We start from the raw sequence: 19,806 nt of genomic DNA, 5'->3' as shown, positions 1-19,806 counted from the left end.
CTCCGGTGTGTTTTGCGTTGGCCAGTGCCCGATGCCTTGGCCGTGAAAGAAATATAGGCTTCAGTTCTGATTGCCGAAAGACCTAAAACATGGTTCTATCGTTCAGTTTTTGTGAATGATGGAGAAAGATATGGACCGCCTACGCGCTTTCGAGGTCTTCGTCACGGTAGTGAGTCGAGGCGGCTTTGCGCGCGCAGCGGAAGCACTCGGCACGTCGCCCGCCAACGTCACCCGTTACGTGAACGAACTGGAAGCGCATCTGGGCACGCGTTTGCTGAATCGCACGTCACGTACGCTTTCTCTTACCGATGGCGGCGAGACGCTTTACGCCCGCTGCAAGTCCATTCTCGACGATGTCGCGGACACGGAGGGGCTGGTATCGTCCGCGTCGGTCGAGCCGCGTGGACGGCTGCGCATCAATGCGCCGGTGAGCTTCGGCATTCGGTATCTCGCGCCGCTGTGGCCGGCGTTCATGCGCAGGCATCCTGGCATTGAACTCGACGTGGCGTTGATCGACCGCGTGGTCGATATCGTCGATGAAGGCTACGATCTCGCGATTCGCATTTCACGCGCCGGCTCGGCCAGCCACGCGGCGCGCAAGCTGGCGACGTCGCAAAACATTCTGTGCGCGTCGCCGGACTATCTGGCACGCGCCGGGTATCCGGGCGCGCCCACGGATCTGACCGTACATCGCTGTATCGGCTACACCTATGCGGCCACCGGCGACGAGTGGCAATTGATCGACGGTCACGGCAAGACGCATGCGGTGAGGGTCGACTGTCATATGCATACCAACAACGGCGATACCGCGCGCGCCGCCGCGCTCGCCGGGCAAGGCGTGATCTGGCAACCCACCTTCCTGATCGGCAACGATCTGCGTACCGGCAAACTCGTTCACGTGTTGCCTGAGTATCGTCTGCCCGAGATCGACATACTCGCCCTGTACCCGAGTCGTCGGCACATGAGCGCGAGAGTGCGCGTCATGATCGACTATCTGGTCGAAGCGTTTGGCGGCGTCCCTCCCTGGGATCGCGATGATGAAGAGTGGGCGAGTGCCACGCCGGGGAAGAGTGAGAACCCGCCGACACCGCGTGCCCGCCAATCAAGCCACCGTTCAGCGCAGAAGCCGGCAACCTAAGGTAGTCTTTCGCAAGCGATCCAGCAGCAGCGAGCTGACGGATCGATTCCGGCTTGATGGCAACGTTTTCAGTGACCAGATGGAGGGTACTTACTGTGGCTACGAAGAACGGCGGTACGCTGTATGTCCTGCAGGCACGTCCGCCTGCGATCATCGCTTTGTCGCCTGACGGTTCGCACGAAGTCGTTCTCGCGAACCTGACGCGCACACCCGACGGCATCAAGGTCGATGCCGAAGACCAGGTGGTCTACTGGACCAATATGGGAACCGGCATCCATCTGATCGACGGCGATCCGGCTTCCGGCGCGGTGCCGCCGAACGACGGCACGATCGAAAGCGCAAAGCTCGACGGCAGCGAGCATCGCGTGCTGGTGCCGTCCGGGCAGGCCGGCACACCGAAAGAACTCGTGCTCGACAAGGAAAGTGGCCACCTGTACTGGTGCGATCGCGAAGGCATGCGCGTGATGCGCGCGCGGCTGGATGGGACGGAGGTGACGGAACTCGTGCGCACGGGGAATTTCCCCGACGACACGGCCGACGCAACCCGCCATTGTGTCGGCATCGTCCTGGACAAGGCCAACGGGCATGTCTATTGGACGCAGAAGGGACCGCCGGATGCAGGCAAGGGCCGCATCTTCAGAGCGGGCATCGAACTGCCTGCCGGCGCGCGACCCGATCAGCGTCCGGATGTCGAATGTTTGCTAGCCGATCTGCCCGAGCCGATCGATCTCGATCTCGATCACCACGACGGCGTGCTTTATTGGACCGACCGCGGCGACGATACGCACGACGGCAATACGCTCAATCGCGCGAAAATCACGGCGGCGGGATTGGTCGATCGCGAAGTCCTGGCCCGCGAGTTGAAAGAAGGTATCGGCGTATCGCTGGACCCGCAGGGGCGGCGCGCATTCGTGACCGATCTGGGCGGCAATGTGCGCGAGCTGGATATCGACACGAACGAGGAGTCGCACTTCACCACGGTGGCTCATCTGGGCCCGCTCACGGGTATCGATTACGCTGAAATCTAGGTTGAATCCGTCAAGACTGCCCGGCCGCTGGCCGGGCGGTTTTGTCATGACGATGCGACGGTCACGGTGGCGGCCAGCGCGCTTGAGGAGTTTGTACGTTGATCCATGATGTAGTGATTGCCGGTGCCGGCCCCGTCGGCTGTTTTCTGGCCTGTGAGTTACGCCTTGCCGGTCTCTCGGTGTTAGTGCTGGAGCAGGCCGAAAACCCAGCCTCTCCGTTGAAGCGGTTGCCGTTCGGATTGCGCGGCCTGTCGGCGCCCACGCTCGACGCCTTCTATCGGCGCGGCTTACTGAACGACATTGAAGCGCCGCAGCGCGCGAAAGATAGCGCGGGCAGCAGCGTGCCGAATGCCGCGCATTGGGCGCAACAGGCGCGCCGGCCCGGCGGACATTTCGCGGGCATTCAGTTCTTTCACGACAACATCGACACGTCGACGTGGCAGTACCGTCTGCCAACGCCGGCAGGCACCAGCACGGCGGTGGAGATGGCGTACCTCGAATCCGTGCTGTCCACCCGCGCCACCGCGTTGGGGGCGGAGATCAGACGCGGTGTCGGCGTCGACGGTTTCGAGCAGTCGGAAGAAGGCGTGACCGTTCGCGCGGGCAGCGAAGTTTTTCACGGACGATGGCTCGTGGGTTGTGACGGCGGCCGCAGCGCCGTGCGCAAGGTGGGTGGGTTTGAGTTCGTCGGCACTGATCCAGAATTCACCGGTTATTCCGTTCAGGTCGAGATGGCCGATCCGGATCAGCTCAAGGCAGGCCGTCACTACACGCCGGCGGGCATGTACACCTATCAGAAGCCCGGCACCATTGCGATGGTCGATTTCGACGGCGGCGCTTTTCATCGCACCGAGCTGATTACGCTCGATCAGGTGCAGACGGTGTTGCGCCGGGTCTCCAGCACGGATGTCACCGTGACCGCGCTCCAACTCGCCACGACCTGGACCGATCGCGCCTATCACGCCACAACTTACCGCAAAGGGCGCGTGTTGCTCGCGGGCGATGCCGCGCATATCCATTCGCCGTTAGGCGGGCAGGGCCTCAACCTCGGTCTCGGCGACGCGATGAACCTTGCGTGGAAGCTTGCCGCTACGCTTCGCGGCGACGCGCCGGCGGGTCTGCTCGACAGTTATACGAATGAAAGGCATCCGGTGGGCGCGCAGGTTCTCGACTGGTCGCGCGCCCAGGTTGCGCTCATGCGGCCGAGCCGCAGTTCGCGCGCGCTCGAAGCCATCATTCGCGATCTCATCGACACGCGCGATGGCGCGACCTACTTCGCCGAGCGCGTTTGGGGCACGGCGCTGCGCTACGACCTCGGCGGTAATCATCCGCTCGTGGGCCGCAGCGCGCCCGATTTCGAGTTGATCGACGGGACGACGCTCGGCCAGCTTCTCGTGAGTGGCGGCGGCCTGTTGCTGGACTTTGAGTCGCGTCCGGCGCTTCAGGCACTGGCGAGCCGCTGGGGTGGCCGGATTGCGTACGTCGGCAGCGACGTCAACGATCGGCTCGGCTTGAGTGCGGTACTCGTGCGTCCTGACGGTTTCGTCGCGTGGGTCGGTGAGGCTACTACGGATCATGACGAGGTCGCTCAGGCGGTGTCGCGATGGTTTGGTGAACCCGCGGAGGCGTGAGTCCACCTGAGGAAACGCACCGCCGCTGAAGCAAAAATTTTTCGAAGTCAGCCAAAATATTCGCGCTTCTGAAACGTCTCCCCAGGGTCCGGATACTTCATCCGCGAGATTGAGCCCAAGGAGAACCTATGACGTCAACCACCACGGCGCTTCTGCAGCGACTTCACGAACAGAGCCTGACAGAAATCATGGCCCGCGCGCGGTCGCAGTTCCACGGATCGAGTGAGGAGTTCATGGCACTCGCCGACGAATACGACATGCTCGCCCCTCGATTGCGCGGACGATTTCTCGAGTCGCATGGCCTGACTACCGAAGACTTCGAATCCTCCCCAGGCGCTGCGCTGTCGTTAGCGATTAGCCCGGCAATGGGGGAGTTTTTACGCAACATGGTGCTTGCGCACAGGCCGGCTCGAATTCTCGAACTCGGCAGTTCCTGTGGCGTGTCCACGCTGTATCTCGCCGACGCCCTTCGCAGGATAGGCCGCGGCGTTGTCGTCGCGACCGAACTTGATCCTGGGAAGTGCGCACAGCTTCGGGACCACGTGAGAGCGGCGGGTGTGGACGCTTACGTCGATCTGAGAGAAGGCGACGTATTCCAGACCGTTGCCGAACTGGACGGACCGTTCGACATGGTGTTCATGGACGTGTGGGCCGACGCGTATCTGGATCTGTTCCGGGACATCGAGCGTCTGCTGCGTCCGGGCTCGATCGTTCTCGCCGACAACATGTACACCGCCGAGGACGCCGTTTGGTACTACAAGCAGTATCTTGAAGGCAATCCGCGCTTTTCGACCACGACACTGGGCTTTGAGTCCGGGGTTGAATTTACGGTCGTTGCTGCCTAGTTCGATTCGATGTCGCCCGGCGCGCCCGCGTCGGCCGTTAGTGAAACTGCCGGCCGACGCTATGCGCATGGCATTGGAAGTTGCTTGATCATGGCGCTCACATAACAATGCAGCACCGCTTTGCCGGCAGCTATCGTGCGTTCCACGGCCGGCGCGCGGATCTGGCCGCCCTCCGTTCCGCAGCAGGAGCAGAGGGTGGATCGCCACTTTGTCGAGCGCATTCAATATGACTTTGCACAGCAGAATCACCGGAACCGGACGCTGCCTTCCGCCGCGCCGGCTGACCAATCACGACATCACCGAGATGCTCGCGCAACGCGGTATCGAGACATCGGACGAGTGGATCGTGTCGCGCAGCGGCATTTCGGCGCGCCACTATGCCGACGCCGACACCATGACCAGCGACCTGGCCACTCGCGCCGCGCAGCAGGCGCTGGAGATGGCGGGGCTGCGCGCCGACGAGATCGATCTCGTCATTGTCGCGACCTCCACGCCGGATCATCTGGGCGGCTTTCCGAGTACCGCGTGCATCGTCCAGAAAAAACTCGGCATAACCAACGGCGGTGCTGCATTCGACGTGTCGGCGGTATGCAGCGGCTTCGTCTACGCGCTGTCGATCGCGGACAGTTTGATCCGCACCGGCATGCACCGCAACGCACTGGTGATCGGCGCGGAAGTGTTCTCGCGGCTGCTCGATTTCAACGACCGCAGTACTTGCGTGCTGTTCGGCGATGGCGCCGGCGCCTTCGTGCTGTCGGCTTCGCGAGAGCCCGGGATTCGCTCGGCGAAGATGCAGGCCGACGGCCGGCAGGCTGACATTTTGTGCATACCCGGCAGTCTTCGCAACGGTGCGCTGATCGATGCGCCCTTTCTGCACATGGATGGCCGCACCGTGTTCAAGCTCGGTATCGAAGTGCTCGAACAGGTGGCGCGCGACACGCTCGCTCTCGCGTCGATCACCGTGGACGAGCTTAGCTGGCTGATTCCACATCAAGCCAACATCCGCATTATTCATGGCACCGCGAAGCGGCTGCGTATTCCCGACGAACGGGTGCTCGTCACGGTGGACCAGCACGGCAACACCTCCGCGGCATCGATCCCGCTCGCATTCGACACGGGCGTGCGGGACGGCCGCATCCGTGCCGGCCAGCACGTCCTGATGAACGCGGTGGGCGGCGGCTTCACCTGGGGTGCCGTACTCGCGACGATGTAGCGCTCAAGTCGTGTGCGGCGGGCACACCGGGCGCAAACGAAACGCGCGATCGCGAGGCCGCGTCCGGCCTGTGCGCACCCGAGAGTCCGCCGAAAGACCGATCGCGACCGCCAATTCAACCGGCCGGCGCCCCACAATGAAAGCGCCACACGGCCGGGATAAAAACCTGAAGTCCAACAAAAAAGATCACCCCGATCCGAGCCACCCCAACACTCAAGCCCGGGAAAACACATTGACGAGATTCTCATCCGGGTCACGCAACAGCAGCGAGCGATTTCCCCACGGCATCAATGTGGTCGGCATCACGACCGGTGTCCCCAGCGTATTCATCCGTTCGAACACGGCGTCGACGTCCGCCACTTCGAACTCCAGGATGGCCGACCGATTCGCCGCCGCAATCGCCGCGCCGACATTAAAGCGTTGGATCAGTTGCTCGGACGAAATCGCGAGCACCGCTCCTTCGAAACGCACTTCGGCAAACCCATCGGCCGGCCGTACGGCCTCGATACCGGAAAGCCTTTGATAAAACTCGACCAGCCCTTCGAGATTCCGGGTAACGACGCGAACAGATGCGAATTTCATGGTGAGCTCCTGATTAAGAAAGGAGACTCAGCTTAAAGGCCGACACTGTCAGATTCTGGCAGTATGGTGCGACTCGCCACATCGTTGGCCTTGCGCCACTCGCGAAGCAGCGTCGATCGTCTTTTCGGGTAGCGCTCCTCCAGCGGCTCGACGGCGGAGATCCGGTCCGAGCGGAAATGCCGAAAATCCGCCCGACGCTCGCACCAGCACATCAGCACCCGCGCCTGGTCGAAATAGACCAGTGCAAAGGGCCAAACTACACGCTGTGAAAGAATGCCGCCGCCGTCCACGTAGGTGATGTTGAGCTTTTGCTCTGCGCGGACCGCGGCACGCAGAAGATCGGTGGACACCTTGTGGGCAGGTCTTTTCAGCGGCGCCCCCACCAGCAGCGACGATTCCTCCAGTTCGCGGCGCAGTTCCGTGGGCAGCACGGCGGCAACCTTCGCCAGTGTGCTCAGCGCGCCGGCCGCCAGGGTCTTGCCGCCGCGATCGGCGACCCAGCGCATGCCAAGAACCAGCGCGTCGAGTTCCTCCGAGCTGAACATCATGGGCGGCAGCATGAACCCCGGTTTCATCACATAACCCACGCCCGGTTCTCCTTCGATCATGGCGCCTTGCGCTTGCAAACTGGCGATGTCCCGGTACAGCGTGCGGATGCTCACGCCGAGTTCATCGGCCAATACCTGAGCACTCACGGCGCGTCGGTAACGCCGCAATAGTTGCAGGAGGTTGAGGAGACGTTCGGAGCGGGTCATACGTTGATCCTGATAGCGACACACAAGCGGATCGACGCCCGTGTCGGTGACTGCGAGCTGAATGCAACAGGCGTGGTTCGGCGGATATCGGATTGTTGACGACCTCGGCGGCGCTGTCGAACGCACCTCATCCCCCAGGTTGACGCCCCCGCACCCCATCGCATAGCATCACGGTTAGCGGTGCAGGCCGCTTCCGGGTCCGCGGAAAGGGTTGAACCCACCTGTAGGAGCGCTTCAACGATCTCCCCATCCTTTGTGCTGGCGGTATTGCGGACCTTCGGCCATTCAATGCACGAGGATCCGTCATGAACACGTTGCCTCCCAAGGCCAATCTCGACCATCTGAAGAAGCAGGCGAAAGAGTTGTTGCGACTCTACCGCCATGGCGACGCCGCCGCCATCGCACGCTTTGTCACTCATCTTCCCGCCGCCGCGCGCCGCACGAAGAATGAAGTGCTGGCGCTTCAACTTCGCCTGCACGATGCGCAGTCCTGCATCGCACGCGAATATGGTTTTTCTTCCTGGGCGGATCTCGCCCCTTATGTCGAGGCTAGCGCTTTCGCGTATCAGGAACAGGCGGTGCTGATACGCCGCTGGCTGAGTCTGGCCTATGGCGGCGACGTGACCGGCAGCTACGACGCGGCACGGCCACGCGTCGCTGCGCAACTCTTAAGGGACCACGCCGATCTTCTCGCCAGCGATCCGTACGCGGCCTGCGCGATGGGACGTCTCGACGTGATCTCGCAAACGACGACCGCCGATCCGCACTGGATCAACCGCGCGGGCGGGGCGCTCAAGCTTCCGCCGCTCGTCGCGGTAACGCACTCGTGCCTGGGACGGCTGCCGGAATTTGCTGCGGGACTGCGCGAATGCGCACAGCATCTGCTTCGCGCTGGGGCTCATCCGAATCAGCGTATCGGCAACCGCTTGCCACCGGCTTCCCTCGCAACGCCTGACGACACGGAACCCTTATCCGCCCTTTACGGCGCGGCGGGTGTGCTCCGCGATCCGGTTCTCACCGAGATGCTCCTCACGGCCGGCGCCGATCCCGACGACGGCGAATCGCTCTATCACTCGCTGGAAAATCCCGACTGCACGCGTCTGCTGCTGCAACGTGGCGCGCGCGTCGCCGGCACGAATGCCGTGTGGCGAGCGCTCGACATGCCGGATCCGGCCGCGCTCGAACTGCTGCTGGCTCACGGCGGCGACGCCAACGAGCCGGCGGGATCTGGCGTGACGCACGCCTGGCGAACGCCGTTACTGCGCGCGATCGCGGTGCGCCGATCACGCGGCCATATTGCCGCGTTGCTCACTGCCGGCGCGGATGCAACCGCGCAAACGGGCGCCGGCATCAGTGCTTATCGATTGGCAATGCAAGTGGGGCTAAAAGAGGTCACGGAGTTGCTGCGTGCCCACGGCGTGCAAGAAAACCTCACCGCGGAAGACGATTTCATCGCCGCCTGTGGCCGCGCCGATGCCGTCGAAGCGCGTCGGATTCAGGTACGCCATCCCACGCTGCCGGGCTCGCTATCGGACGATCAGCTCAGGTTAATGCCCGACACCGCGGCATGGGGATCGAGCGCCGCAGTCAAGGTCATGGTCGAACTCGGCTGGCCGATCGCGGCGCGTGGCGGAGACTGGGATGCGACGGCGCTCAACCACGCCGTCTTTCATGGCAACGCGGAGCTGACCGCGTTTCTGCTCGCTCACGGCGCGAGCTGGCGCGAACGCCACGGCTTTGGCGACGACGTGCTCGGCACGCTGTCCTGGGCTTCGCTTGGCGAGCCGGACGGGTCGGGCGAGTCCGGCAATCGAGATTGGATTGGCTGTGCCCGCGCTCTCAAAGCTCACGGACTTCCTTCAGTGGCGCAAGATCCGGCGGATCCAGAGCGAGTTGTTATTGAAGGTCGGGCGAGGCGGTTTTCCGAAGCGGTGACCGAGGTCTTGCTGGCCGACAGCGGCGCGATTCCTGAATGAGCTGAACGAGCTGAACGAGTCGAGGCGAACGTTCGGTGCCAGGCATGCCCGTACCGATCACGGTCGTTCAAAACGAAAACGCGGCGCCGGCCATGCTGCACAGCATCGGCCAGCGCCGCGTTTTGTCACTGCTGGCGCGCCGCTTAGCCGATCGGCCAGTTGAGCACGGCGATGCCGTCGTTATAGTCGCCGTCGCTACCGTCCTCCGAGCCTACCAGCGCGAAATTCAGCTTGTTCGCGAGCGTTGTCTGAACCGACACGAGGTCCGACTGCCGGCCGTTGACCGATACCTTGATCTGCACGGCGCCGTGGCCCGAATTGAGCACTTGCGTGCCGATGACTTTGTTGTCGGTGCTTTGACCGTTGAACGTGGCGCGGACCTCGTTGTCGACGAAGACCTGGATCGTCTGAACGCCGGACGAATTAGCGAAGCCGGTCACACCAAAACGGATGTTGGGAGGGAGATTGAATACGCCTTGCTGAGCCATGTGTTTCTCCAGGAAAAAAGCGTTTCCCACATTACGCGAGCCGACAGCGGAAGCGTGATTCAGGCTCGAACGGGCGCGCGGATCGAAGACCGTCACAGCGTGGACATCGCGGAATCACGCTGTCGCCGACGTAATGTAGACAGCTTGCGTGGGTCACGTAGCTATCAAGGTGAGCAGGTCCGCGGCACTGTCGCATTGCCGGGATTCCTGTCGATGCAGCCGAAGCGGGCATTGAAGATGCTAGCGATTGCCGGCCCGCATTTCAGGCGGGTTTGTCTCGACCGGGCGACTGTCGATGAGACGCGTGGTCGGCGATCAGCCGTCGCATGGTGGCAAGCAGCAGTGGACCCTCCACCGGCTTGCGCAGGAAGCCGTCATAGCTGACGAAGGCGGGCGGACTCGGTTCGCCGGAAACGAGAATGAACGCGACGTCGGGTATGTCCGGCAGCGTGCGCAACCGGTGACACAGTTCGCTACCCGACATGACCGGCATGCGCCAGTCCGCCACCACGATATCGACGGGGAAATCGATGAACCGAGCCAACGCCAACTGGCCGTTGCTCGCCGTCGTTACTTCGTATCCGTCCGCGGCGCAGCAGGCGCTCCATGCCGCTAACGCTTCGAGATCATCATCCACCAGCAGAACACTTGCCATACCGAACTCTTCTCCACCGCTGACCTGCTATTGGTCAGTTTTAAGCGCGGGAAGTTCGGCGTCGTCGCCAATCAACAGCGACGATTTTCATGCCGCGGCGCAGCCATCCAGGTATCCGAAAAAAGGAATGTTCCAATCAGATAAATTCATTTTTCTAGATGGATGGTCGTGCGTATGCTGCAGGCATTGGGAACACCGCAGACGGACGGTTTCGACCGAAACACGCCGCCCGCGCATCCCGGCACTCCCGAGGAACCACACCATGTCCATTCCTGCCAACGCCCTCAACGCAGCGTCGCCGCATTCCGATCCCCACAGTTACGCGGCGCGCAACGGCGCCTACTGGCAACGCAACCTGGTGGTCTGCGTGTTCGGATCGTTCACGACGCTGGTGAGCTTGAGCATGCTGCTGCCGTTTCTGCCGTTGTACGTCGAGCAACTCGGTGTCCATGCGCCGGGCGCGATCGTCCAGTGGTCGGGGGTGGCGTTCGGCGCGACGTTTTTCGGCACCGCGATCACCGCGCCGCTTTGGGGGCGTCTCGCTACCCGCTATGGCCGCAAGCCGATGCTCGTGCGTGCCGCGATCGGCATGGCGGTCGTGATGTCGCTGATCGGCCTCGCTCACAACGTAACGGAGCTGGTCGTATTGCGACTCGCGGCCGGGCTGATCGGCGGCTACGCGTCGGCTTCGATCGTCATGATCGGAACCCAGGTGCCGCGCGAGCGCGCCGGCTGGGCGCTCGGCGTGCTGTCGACCGGTGCATTGGCCGGTAACCTGATCGGGCCGCTGGTGGGCGGCTTTCTGCCGACGTGGGTGGGGATTCGCGGCACGTTCTTCGTCGGTGGCGCGATGATTGCCGTGGCGGCCGTCGCGACGATCGCGCTGGTGCGCGAAAATTTCAACAGCGACGTGGACGCAAAAGCAAAGCCGGTCGCGAAAGAACAGTCCGGCGCGAAGCCGAACCGCGCGGTGATTCCCGCGCTGCTCGTCACGGCGATGATGGTCCTGCTCGCCAATATGTCCATCGAGCCGATTATCACGGTGTATATCGGCGGCCTGGGCGTGCCGCATGCGCATCTCGCGCGCGTGGCCGGCATCGTGATGGCGTGCTCGGCGTTCGGCAGCATGCTGACCGCGTCGCGGCTCGGCGCACTCGCGGACCGGATCGGCAGCTGGAATGTGATTATCGGCTGCCTGATCGCCACGGCGCTGGCGATGCTGCCGCAAGCGTTCGTCACCCACTGGTGGCAATTGGCCGCGCTGCGCGGCGTCATGGGCATGACGATCGCCGGCCTGTTGCCTTCAATCGCGAAGCTGGTGCGCCATTCGGTCGACGAACACAGCTCCGGCACGACCTTGGGCTATCTGCAATCGGCCCAATTCACCGGGCAAGTCGTCGGACCGTTGATCGGCGGAAGTATCGGCGCGCACATCGGCCTGCAACCGGTATTTTTCGTGACCGCTTCGCTGCTCGTGTTGTGCGCGGGTTTGAATCAATGGATGCGCAGTCGGGCGGCGTGATGTGAGAGGATGGCCAGTTCACCGACTCGCGCGAAAAGCCATCATTCCAACTACCGGATTCTCATGAAAACACCACGCCCCGTAGCGCTTGTCACCGGCTCGACCTCGGGTATCGGCGCGGCCATCGCGCGGCGGCTCTCGCAAGACGGCTTCTCCGTTGTCGTGCATTCGCGCAGTTCGGCGGAGGCGGGGCAGGCGCTCGCGGACGAGCTCGAATCCGCCATCTACGTTCAGGCCGATCTGGCTGACGACGCCGATCGCGTGAGACTCGTTCGGCAAGCCATCAACGCGTGGGGACAACTCGACGTTCTGGTGAACAACGCGGGAATTAGCCGCGTGATTCCGCACGCGGACCTGGCTGCCGCAACGGCCGCCGTCTGGCAGGAACTGCACGAAGTCAACGTCGTGGCGCCGTTCCGGCTGGTGGCCGAGGCGGAGTCGGCCTTGCGCGCGGCAGCTCGGCGTGGTCGCGCCGGCAGCGTGGTGAATGTGAGTTCGCATGCCGGCGTGCGTCCTAAGGGAGCCTCGATTCCGTATGCCGCGAGCAAGGCCGCGTTGAACCATATGACCCGCTTGCTCGCGCTCTCGCTGGGGCCGGAGATTCGCGTGAACGCGGTCGCGCCGGGTCTCGTCGATACGCCGCTGACGGCCGACTGGACGCAGGCGCAAGAACTCTGGAAGGAGCGCTCGCCAATGCGTCGAGCCGCCAGTCCCGACGACATCGCTCAAGCTGTCGCCATGCTGGTGGCGTCGGATTACCTGACGGGCGAGATCCTGCTCTCAGACGGCGGCTTGAATCTCACATAGTGAGTTTTAGGAAGCCTTCTCCGAAAGGCCGCCGATAGCGAGCGATACCACAAAACAAGCCGCATTTTTCAGGGATTTCCTGATTCAGGTTATGCGCGGTGATGCCGTTATACAGCGACAACCCTCTGCCGGTCGGCGCATTCCGCGCGACGCCAGCGGGCTTGTGCCTGGCGCGGGCAATGACTTCGCGCCGGCGGGTGACGGAGAAAACGGCGTGAATCGACTGAGCTTGAATACGAAATTGTGGTTGGCCCTGTTGATTACGTGGCTCGGCCTGCTGCTTCTGGGCGGCTGGGCGGCGTGGCAATCGCGCGCGACCATGCTGTCGGATCGCAAGGCGGCGGTGCAGAACGTCGTCGAATCCGCGTACGGCATCGTCGCCGATTACGCGCGGCTCGTCGATCAGCATCAACTCACGCTGGAGCAGGCGAAACAGCAGGCCATGGCGCGCCTGTCGGTGATGCGCTACCCGGGCAATGGCTACATGATCATTACGACGGCGACGCCAGTCGTCATCATGCACCCCACGCTTGCGGATCTGCGCAACAAAGACGTTACCCATTACACCGATACCGACGGCAAGCTGTTGTTCGTCGACATGGTCAAAGTCGCTCAGGCTCAGGGGCAAGGTTTCGTCGACTACATGGCGCGACTGCCGGGCAAAACCGAGCATGTGCCGAAGATCAGCTTCGTCAAACGCTTCGAGCCGTGGGACTGGTATCTGATTTCCGGCGTCTACGTGGACGACATCAACACGGCATTCCGCAACGCGTTGCTGGGTTATCTGCTCACCATTCTGGTGACGGGCAGCTTCAGCACGGTCGCGCTCGTGCTCATCATTCGCAATGTGAAGCGCAGTCTTGGCGGTGAACCGGCCTACGCGGCACAGGTGGCGGAAACCATCGCCGACGGCGATCTGTCGCGCACGGTGTCGATTGGCAAGGAAGATCAGCAGAGCATGCTGTTCGCGATGCAACGCATGCAACACCGTCTTGCCGATACGATCCGGCGGATTCGCGGCGGTACCGAAACGATTACGGTCGCGGCCGAGGAAATCGCGGCGGGCAATCTCGACCTGTCGGCGCGTACGGAACAGCAGGCTTCGTCGCTCGGCGAAACCGCGGCGAGCATGGAGCAACTCACCGCGACCGTGAAGCAGAACGCCGACAATGCCGTGCAGGCCAACCAGATGGCGCGCAACGCGTCGAAGCTGGCCGGCGACGGCGGTCATGTGGTGCAGGAGGTCGTCGCGAACATGCAGAACATCGCGACGAGTTCGGCGCGCGTGGTCGACATCATCGCGGTGATCGAAAGTATCGCGTTTCAGACCAATATTCTGGCGTTGAATGCCGCCGTCGAGGCAGCGCGTGCAGGCGAGGAAGGGCGCGGTTTCGCGGTGGTCGCGGGCGAAGTGCGCAATCTTGCGCGCCGCAGCTCCGACGCGGCGAAAGAGATCAAGACCCTGATCGAGGACTCGGTGGAGCGTGTCAACGACGGCAAGGCGCTCGTCGAGAAAGCAGGCGGCACGATGCATTCGCTGGTGGATGCGGTGAAGCGCGTGACCGATATCATCAGCGAGATTTCGGCGGCGTCGGAAGAGCAGAGCCGCGGCATCGAGCAGGTGAATGTGGCGATTGCGCAGATGGACGAGACGACCCAGCAGAATGCCGCGATGGTCGAACAGGCGGCCGCCGCCGCGCAGTCGATGCAGGAGCAGGCGCAGATGCTGCGCGATGTGGTCAACGTGTTCCGCCTGCAAGGCGCGGCGGCGTGAATCGCAAGCCGATGGTTGCCGACCATGGCTTGCCGGCAGCCGTCGCTAACTACGGCGCCGCGAAATCGTTTTGATCCGCGAGCTTGAGGCCATGGGCAAACATCGACGAATCGCCGCCGAGCGCCGCGCCCGCCCGAGCCGAAGCGCTCAGCAGTAGCTTGCACGCGGCACGCATCGACTCCACGGCGCCGATCCGTTCCCGCGGTCCCGACACGGTCAGCGCGCCGACCAGTTCCCCTCCCAGGCCGAGCACCGGCACCGATACCGACGCGGTGTCCGGATCGCGCTCGCCGTACGACACCGCCCACATTCGATCGCGCACGTCGTCGAAACCCTTTTTATAGGGCTTGGAAAACGCGAGCAGCACTTTGCCCGACGCGCCGCGATCGATCGGAAAGCGCTCGCCCTCGCGAATCGATACCCGTACCGCACGCGCCGGCTCGACACGATGCAGCACGATCCGGTGGCTGCCCTGGCGCACATAAAACGACGACGTTTCACCCGAATCGATGGCGAGTTGCTGAAGCAGCGGCTCGACGACATGGCGCACATGAAACGACTCCTGGTAGATCTGCGCGAGTCGTAGCGGTTCGGGGCCGATCGAATAGCGCCCGTCTTCCAGCTTGCGCACGAAGCCGCCGTGATCGAGCGCGCCGAGCAGGCGCAGCAACGTGCTCTTGTAGTAGCCGGTGCGGCGCGCCAGGTCCGCGAGCGATACGCCTTTCTCGCCCGACTCGAACGCGCCGAGTATCGCGAACGCGCGATCGAGCGCCGCGACGCCGCCACCTTTGTCTGAATCTTCGTTTTGCATGGGAGAAGAACGTTCTGTAGAGCGGACCATGCTAGAAGGCGTGGCGGGCGGCGTCAAGACGAGCCGCTGCTGTCATTATTTTACCCGGGTGTTATTAACTCTCTATATTTACCCGGGTATAAATGCGGCATTGTCCGTTTGGAGATCAATGTGGCGACAAAGGCTCGTTTCAATTTTCACGGTTTGTCCAAAGGGCGCGTCTGCCTCGCGTTGTTGACGGCGTTGCATTCACGCGCTGGTGGAGGTCGCGCATGACCACGCTCGATCTGAACGCCGGCGCCATGGCGCCGGTTGTCGATGAAGTCGATCTGATCGACTTGCCCGTGACAGGCACGCTGCCGCCGGAACTCAACGGCGTGCTGGTGCGCAACGGCCCCAATCCGTTGAGCGGCCGCTTTGCAGGGAACGACGTGTTGTCCTGGTGGCCGGAAGCCGCGATGCTGCACGCCGTTTCATTTCAGCAGGGGCGTGCCGTGCGCTATTGCAATCGCTGGGCGCGCACAAAGCGTTGGGCACAGGCACAGGATTTCGCGGCTACGTCGTCCGTGCTCGATACGAATCCGAACGTCAACGTGCTCGTTCATGCGGGTGAAATACTGGCGCTCGCGGAAGGCGGCGCGCCGCTTGCCATTACGGCCGAACTCAAGACGCTCGGCGCGGCTCGCAATCATGCGGGGCTGATGCAAGGTGTGACCGCGCATCCCAAGATCGATCCCCTGACGGGCGAACTGATGACGTTTCGCGCCGGTTGGGACAAGCCGTGGTTGCGTTACGGCGTGACCGATGCGCACGGCAACACGACAGTCGATATGGAAATCGAACTGCCGTCCCGGTCGCCTTCGATGATGCACGACATGGCGATCACGGCGACGCGCAGCATCCTGTTCGACCTGAACGTCGCGTATGACTTTTCGATGCTGTCGCGCGGCTACCGGATGCCTTTGCGCTGGCACGACGATCGTCAGGCGCGGATCGGTGTGATGCCGCGTCATGGCGGCGCGATGCGCTGGTTCGAAGTCAAGCCGTGTCTGATCCAGCACGTGGTGAATGCCTACGATGTGAACGCAACGACCGTCGTGCTGGATGTCGTCCGCTATCCGGAATACTTGGGCGTGTCGCCTGGCGGTGCGGGTTTTCTCGACAACCCGCTCGGCGTGCTGTGGCGTTACGTGATCGATCTCGATCGCGGTACGGTCGATGAAACCCCGCTCGACGATACCGGTATCGAACTGCCTCGTATCAACGAAACGCGGACCGGTCAGCCTTATCGGTTTCTATACGCGGTCGAGCAACCGACTAATACGGAAATGCGTGGCGTCGTGCGTTATGACCTGGAACGCGGCACGCAGTAACGCTACAGGGTGCCGGAAGGAGATCAGAACAGCGAACCCGTATTCGTGCCGCGTCCCGGCGCGACGCGTGAAGACGACGGTTGGCTGCTCGTGTGTGCCTATCGGCAGGCGAGCGATACGACCGACGTGGTGATTCTCGACGGCCGCCAGATAGAGGGCGATCCGCTCGCGAGCGTGCGCTTGCCCAGGCGAATTCCCGCGGGGTTTCATGGCGCGTGGTTGCCTGAAACAACCGCCAATCGTCGCTGACGAACTTGCCGCGTGTTCCGGACTGGACACCTTATGCAAGAATAGGGATTCTTCAAACGGAATGGATTGAAGCGCTATGACCGCAAGTGGCCGCACCCGCCTCAATGTCCGACGCCTTACCCCGACTGAATGGCCGCAAGCGTTTCCCGTCATCGTGCAGTTGCGCTCGCTGGATGAAGCGGAGTTCCTGCAACGGGTACGCCGTCAGACGCATACCGGCTATGAACTCGTTGGCGCATTTGAAGGTGACACGCTGGTCGGCGTCATGGGTATGCGGCCGGTTCATACGCTCGCACGCGGTGCGCATCTGCATATCGACGATCTCGTTGTCGATGCCGATGTACGAGGCAGCGGCGCTGGCCGCGCGCTGATGGATTATGCCGAAGCCGATGCACGGGCACGCGACATGACGGCGGTGTTTCTCGACGCGCATCCTGACGCGGTTCCCTTCTATGAGCGGCAGAATTTTGCGCTGCATCGTGCACCGTCGATGAGAAAGGTCATTGCGCGGTAACTGCCGGCTTGAACTCGTCCAACGCCATTGCCCAAAAAATGAAATTGACGTTCGAACAGAAGTCGACGCTGCCACTCAGCGCACTCGACGTGTGGCGTCGCGTGACGACACCGGAAGGCATCAACGACGAATTGTTCCCCTGGTTGCGCATGACCACGCCGTCGGGCTTGCGCGGCAAGACGATCGATCAGGTACCGCGTGGCCAGTACCTTGGCCGAAGCTGGCTGCTCGCATTCGGTTGGCTCCCGGTGGATTTCGACGATCTGACGCTAGCCGAAGTGGACGTAGGACCGGATTACCGGTTCAAGGAAACGTCGCGCATGCTGGGCATCCGCTCGTGGGTGCACGAGCGGACTGTTCGCGACGCAAACGAAGGGTGCGAGGTGCATGACCGGCTGACCTTCGAATTGCGTTGGCCCGGCGCAACGATACCCCTGTGGCGGCGCGGCATGCTCGGCGTGCTCAAGTTTCTATTCCGCCATCGCCATGCGCGGCTCGTTCGCTGGGCCACGAAATAAAACGTGTCGTCTCCTCTTTCAGACGTTTTAACCCCACCCCCTCACATGCAAAACGCTCGCGCGTTCTTTGACGAACTCAATCAACACTATCTGCAACTGCTGCGCACGGAAGGCGAGCTCTACTGGGCGACTCACACCGGTCAAAGCAACGAGCACGAGGCACTGGGCGCGGCCTCGCTGCGTCGCAAGATGTACGCTGCCGACGCGGCGCGTCTCGCTCGGTGTCGCGAGTATCTGTCGGTGCTGGATGCCGCCGCAGCCTCGCCCGAGCGCGATGCGCTCGTCAGTGGATTGCGCGGCTGGGTCGCCGTATTCGAGGCCAATGCGATCGGCACCGATCGCGCCGCTGCGTTGCTGTCCGAGTTGACCGAACGGGACGTCGACCTGTACGCGCGACGTCAGGCGTACACGATGAATCACATCGGCGCCGAAGGCCGTCGTGAGAATGCTTCGCCCGCAGCGCTCAGAAGCAATCTGGCATCTAACCCGGACGCTTCCTCGCGTCAAAGCTCGCACGAAGCGCTGCACGGGCTCGAACGCTGGGTGGTGGAGAATGGCTTTGTCGATATTGTCGGCAAGCGCAATGAATTGGCGCGAGAACTTGGCTACCGCAATTTCTTCGACTATCGATTGCAAATGAATAGCGGCATGACACCCGAACAGTTATTCGAGATCTTCGACGGCTTCGAATCGAGTACTCGCGACGCGCATCAGCAATCGTTGCATCGGCTGGTGTCGGAGCACGGCGAGCAGGCATTGCTGCCGCGCAATCTGATGTACCTGATGCGGGGCGGCGATTCACAGAGGCATGAAGCCTATTTCCCGTTTGGAAAAGCATTGGAACGTTGGGCCGAATCGTTTCGCCGCATGGGCGTGTCGTATCGCGGTGCCCGGTTGGAGATAGATTTGCTGGACCGGCAAGGCAAATTCCCCACAGGCTTTTGCATTGCCCCCACGCCGGGCTATCGCGACGACACCCACGGCTGGATGCCGGCCGACGTTCGCTTCACGTCGACGGCGCGGCCGCAGCAGGCGGGTGCCGGTTTGCAGGGGCTCAACGTGCTGTTTCACGAGGCCGGCCATGCCGCGCATTACGCCAACGTCACGCGGAATTCGCCCTGTTTTGCGCAGGAATTCGCCCCGAGTTCGCCCGCTTTGCTCGAAGCGCAGGCCAAGTTCTTCGACGCATTGCCCGCCGATCCCTGCTGGCTGCGACGCTACGCCATGGACGCCGCCGGCAAGCCGATGCCGGAAGAAGCGATTCGCGCACGCGTCGAAGCGCGTCAGGCTTTTCTGGCCTACAGCGAACGGCGCGATCTGGTTCCGACGTATTTCGAATGGGCGCTGTACAACATGGACGACGCGCAGCGCACGCCGGACTCGATACTCGAACTTGCCCGGTCGGTGACAAAGCGCATTCTCGGCATTGCGGGGCACACCAACTACGTGCTGGCCACCCCTCATCCGATTTATCACGACATCGCCGTGTATTACCACGGCTATCTGCTGGCCAGGATGGCCGCGGCGCAAACGCGCGCCTATTTGATCCAGTCGCTCGGCTATATCGTCGACAATCCGGCGGTCGGGCCGCTGCTCGCTGAACATTATTGGGCGCCCGGCAATAGCGCGACGCTCGATCAGACGTTGTTCGCCTTGACGGGAGAGACGTTGAACGTGAGCTATCTCGCCGCGGAATGTAATCGTTCCGCCGCCGACGCGTGGCAGCAGAGTCAGGAGGCTTTCAGGCGAAGTGAGCAGGCCACGCCGTCCCTGCAACGGGGCGATCTCGACGCGTCGATCTCGATCGTCCACGGCGCGCAGCGGATAGCGAGCAATGACGAATCGCTGTCCGCGCTGTATGCGGAGTTTGAAGCGTGGGCTGCGCGGTTGGGCAGTGCGGCCTAGTTTTGCGGGGCTGTCGAACTCGGCCCGACGCGGGCGTTGCCCC

17 protein-coding genes and 1 pseudogene are annotated in these 19,806 nt (G+C 62.6%); 13 read left to right on the top strand and 5 right to left on the bottom strand.

Going from position 1 to position 19,806, the window contains the following annotated elements; all coding sequences use genetic code 11:
* The first annotated feature begins 130 nt into the window (after positions 1 to 130).
* From B0G83_RS18715 to B0G83_RS18695, 5 genes are all read left to right on the top strand, one after another.
* Positions 131 to 1,138 carry a LysR family transcriptional regulator gene (locus B0G83_RS18715; protein WP_105508952.1) on the top strand — a complete coding sequence of 336 codons (1,008 nt, stop codon included), beginning with the start codon at positions 131 to 133 and terminating at the stop codon, positions 1,136 to 1,138.
* A 95-nt stretch (positions 1,139 to 1,233) separates the two neighbouring features.
* On the top strand, positions 1,234 to 2,166 hold the full coding sequence (locus B0G83_RS18710) for a hypothetical protein (protein ID WP_105508856.1): 933 nt from the start codon (positions 1,234 to 1,236) through the stop codon (positions 2,164 to 2,166).
* 98 nt (positions 2,167 to 2,264) lie between these two features.
* Complete coding sequence (locus tag B0G83_RS18705; RefSeq protein WP_105508855.1) at positions 2,265 to 3,797, top strand: FAD-dependent monooxygenase; 1,533 nt, start codon at positions 2,265 to 2,267, stop codon at positions 3,795 to 3,797.
* 128 nt (positions 3,798 to 3,925) lie between these two features.
* Positions 3,926 to 4,642 carry an O-methyltransferase gene (locus B0G83_RS18700; RefSeq protein ID WP_105508854.1) on the top strand — a complete coding sequence of 239 codons (717 nt, stop codon included), beginning with the start codon at positions 3,926 to 3,928 and terminating at the stop codon, positions 4,640 to 4,642.
* Positions 4,643 to 4,868: 226 nt separating this feature from the next.
* The gene (locus tag B0G83_RS18695) at positions 4,869 to 5,855 is read left to right on the top strand and encodes a beta-ketoacyl-ACP synthase III (protein WP_105508853.1); all 987 of its coding nucleotides are present in this window, start codon (positions 4,869 to 4,871) and stop codon (positions 5,853 to 5,855) included.
* A 213-nt stretch (positions 5,856 to 6,068) separates the two neighbouring features.
* Here B0G83_RS18695 and B0G83_RS18690 read toward each other — a convergent pair whose 3' ends face one another.
* Positions 6,069 to 6,437, bottom strand: coding sequence for a VOC family protein (locus B0G83_RS18690; RefSeq protein ID WP_105508851.1), 369 nt, complete (start codon positions 6,435 to 6,437; stop codon positions 6,069 to 6,071).
* A gap of 32 nt (positions 6,438 to 6,469) precedes the next feature.
* Entirely contained in the window at positions 6,470 to 7,192 is a 723-nt protein-coding gene (locus B0G83_RS18685) for a YafY family protein (RefSeq protein WP_105508850.1), read from the bottom strand.
* A 305-nt stretch (positions 7,193 to 7,497) separates the two neighbouring features.
* Here B0G83_RS18685 and B0G83_RS18680 point away from each other — a divergent pair, with 305 nt between their 5' ends.
* Positions 7,498 to 9,168, top strand: a complete 1,671-nt coding sequence (locus B0G83_RS18680; RefSeq protein WP_105508849.1) for an ankyrin repeat domain-containing protein — start codon at positions 7,498 to 7,500, stop codon at positions 9,166 to 9,168.
* 143 nt (positions 9,169 to 9,311) lie between these two features.
* Here the strand turns inward: B0G83_RS18680 and B0G83_RS18675 are convergent, their stop codons facing one another.
* Positions 9,312 to 9,656, bottom strand: a complete 345-nt coding sequence (locus B0G83_RS18675) for a fucose-binding lectin II (protein WP_105508951.1) — start codon at positions 9,654 to 9,656, stop codon at positions 9,312 to 9,314.
* A gap of 262 nt (positions 9,657 to 9,918) precedes the next feature.
* A complete protein-coding gene (locus B0G83_RS18670; RefSeq protein ID WP_105508848.1) occupies positions 9,919 to 10,311 on the bottom strand; it encodes a two-component system response regulator in 393 nt (130 codons plus the stop codon).
* A gap of 262 nt (positions 10,312 to 10,573) precedes the next feature.
* On the opposite strand from B0G83_RS18670, the gene B0G83_RS18665 reads away from it, so the two are divergent.
* From B0G83_RS18665 to B0G83_RS18655, 3 genes are all read left to right on the top strand, one after another.
* Positions 10,574 to 11,833 (top strand): MFS transporter, encoded by a 1,260-nt coding sequence (locus B0G83_RS18665; protein WP_105508847.1) that lies wholly within the window; start codon positions 10,574 to 10,576, stop codon positions 11,831 to 11,833.
* Positions 11,834 to 11,896: 63 nt separating this feature from the next.
* On the top strand, positions 11,897 to 12,640 hold the full coding sequence (locus B0G83_RS18660; RefSeq protein WP_105508846.1) for an SDR family NAD(P)-dependent oxidoreductase: 744 nt from the start codon (positions 11,897 to 11,899) through the stop codon (positions 12,638 to 12,640).
* Between the two features lie 214 nt (positions 12,641 to 12,854).
* Positions 12,855 to 14,414 (top strand): methyl-accepting chemotaxis protein, encoded by a 1,560-nt coding sequence (locus tag B0G83_RS18655; RefSeq protein ID WP_105508950.1) that lies wholly within the window; start codon positions 12,855 to 12,857, stop codon positions 14,412 to 14,414.
* A 49-nt stretch (positions 14,415 to 14,463) separates the two neighbouring features.
* Here B0G83_RS18655 and B0G83_RS18650 read toward each other — a convergent pair whose 3' ends face one another.
* Complete coding sequence (locus B0G83_RS18650; RefSeq protein WP_105508845.1) at positions 14,464 to 15,225, bottom strand: IclR family transcriptional regulator; 762 nt, start codon at positions 15,223 to 15,225, stop codon at positions 14,464 to 14,466.
* Positions 15,226 to 15,476: 251 nt separating this feature from the next.
* Here B0G83_RS18650 and B0G83_RS18645 point away from each other — a divergent pair.
* The 4 genes and pseudogenes from B0G83_RS18645 (at position 15,477) to B0G83_RS18630 (ending at position 19,763) form a co-directional block, all read left to right on the top strand.
* A pseudogene (locus tag B0G83_RS18645) lies at positions 15,477 to 16,826 on the top strand (carotenoid oxygenase family protein).
* Positions 16,827 to 16,902: 76 nt separating this feature from the next.
* The gene (locus B0G83_RS18640; protein WP_105508844.1) at positions 16,903 to 17,340 is read left to right on the top strand and encodes a GNAT family N-acetyltransferase; all 438 of its coding nucleotides are present in this window, start codon (positions 16,903 to 16,905) and stop codon (positions 17,338 to 17,340) included.
* A 38-nt stretch (positions 17,341 to 17,378) separates the two neighbouring features.
* Entirely contained in the window at positions 17,379 to 17,858 is a 480-nt protein-coding gene (locus tag B0G83_RS18635; RefSeq protein ID WP_105508843.1) for a hypothetical protein, read from the top strand.
* A 45-nt stretch (positions 17,859 to 17,903) separates the two neighbouring features.
* Positions 17,904 to 19,763: a M3 family metallopeptidase gene (locus B0G83_RS18630; RefSeq protein WP_105508842.1), complete on the top strand. Its 1,860-nt coding sequence runs from the start codon at positions 17,904 to 17,906 to the stop codon at positions 19,761 to 19,763.
* Positions 19,764 to 19,806 lie beyond the last annotated feature (43 nt).

The organism is Paraburkholderia sp. BL21I4N1 (assembly GCF_002973525.1).
Classification (GTDB): domain Bacteria; phylum Pseudomonadota; class Gammaproteobacteria; order Burkholderiales; family Burkholderiaceae; genus Paraburkholderia.
Note: the sequence above shows the minus strand (reverse complement) of the source record. Positions and strands in the feature narration are given on the sequence as shown.

Coding starts and splice junctions, on each gene's coding strand:
- B0G83_RS18635 (WP_105508843.1), top strand. CDS start 17,379: ATGAAATTGACGTTCGAACAGAAGTCGACGCTGCCACTCAGCGCACTC.
- B0G83_RS18690 (WP_105508851.1), bottom strand. CDS start 6,437: ATGAAATTCGCATCTGTTCGCGTCGTTACCCGGAATCTCGAAGGGCTG.
- B0G83_RS18715 (WP_105508952.1), top strand. CDS start 131: ATGGACCGCCTACGCGCTTTCGAGGTCTTCGTCACGGTAGTGAGTCGA.
- B0G83_RS18650 (WP_105508845.1), bottom strand. CDS start 15,225: ATGCAAAACGAAGATTCAGACAAAGGTGGCGGCGTCGCGGCGCTCGAT.
- B0G83_RS18695 (WP_105508853.1), top strand. CDS start 4,869: ATGACTTTGCACAGCAGAATCACCGGAACCGGACGCTGCCTTCCGCCG.
- B0G83_RS18665 (WP_105508847.1), top strand. CDS start 10,574: ATGTCCATTCCTGCCAACGCCCTCAACGCAGCGTCGCCGCATTCCGAT.
- B0G83_RS18660 (WP_105508846.1), top strand. CDS start 11,897: ATGAAAACACCACGCCCCGTAGCGCTTGTCACCGGCTCGACCTCGGGT.
- B0G83_RS18630 (WP_105508842.1), top strand. CDS start 17,904: ATGCAAAACGCTCGCGCGTTCTTTGACGAACTCAATCAACACTATCTG.
- B0G83_RS18680 (WP_105508849.1), top strand. CDS start 7,498: ATGAACACGTTGCCTCCCAAGGCCAATCTCGACCATCTGAAGAAGCAG.
- B0G83_RS18700 (WP_105508854.1), top strand. CDS start 3,926: ATGACGTCAACCACCACGGCGCTTCTGCAGCGACTTCACGAACAGAGC.
- B0G83_RS18640 (WP_105508844.1), top strand. CDS start 16,903: ATGACCGCAAGTGGCCGCACCCGCCTCAATGTCCGACGCCTTACCCCG.
- B0G83_RS18685 (WP_105508850.1), bottom strand. CDS start 7,192: ATGACCCGCTCCGAACGTCTCCTCAACCTCCTGCAACTATTGCGGCGT.
- B0G83_RS18670 (WP_105508848.1), bottom strand. CDS start 10,311: ATGGCAAGTGTTCTGCTGGTGGATGATGATCTCGAAGCGTTAGCGGCA.
- B0G83_RS18675 (WP_105508951.1), bottom strand. CDS start 9,656: ATGGCTCAGCAAGGCGTATTCAATCTCCCTCCCAACATCCGTTTTGGT.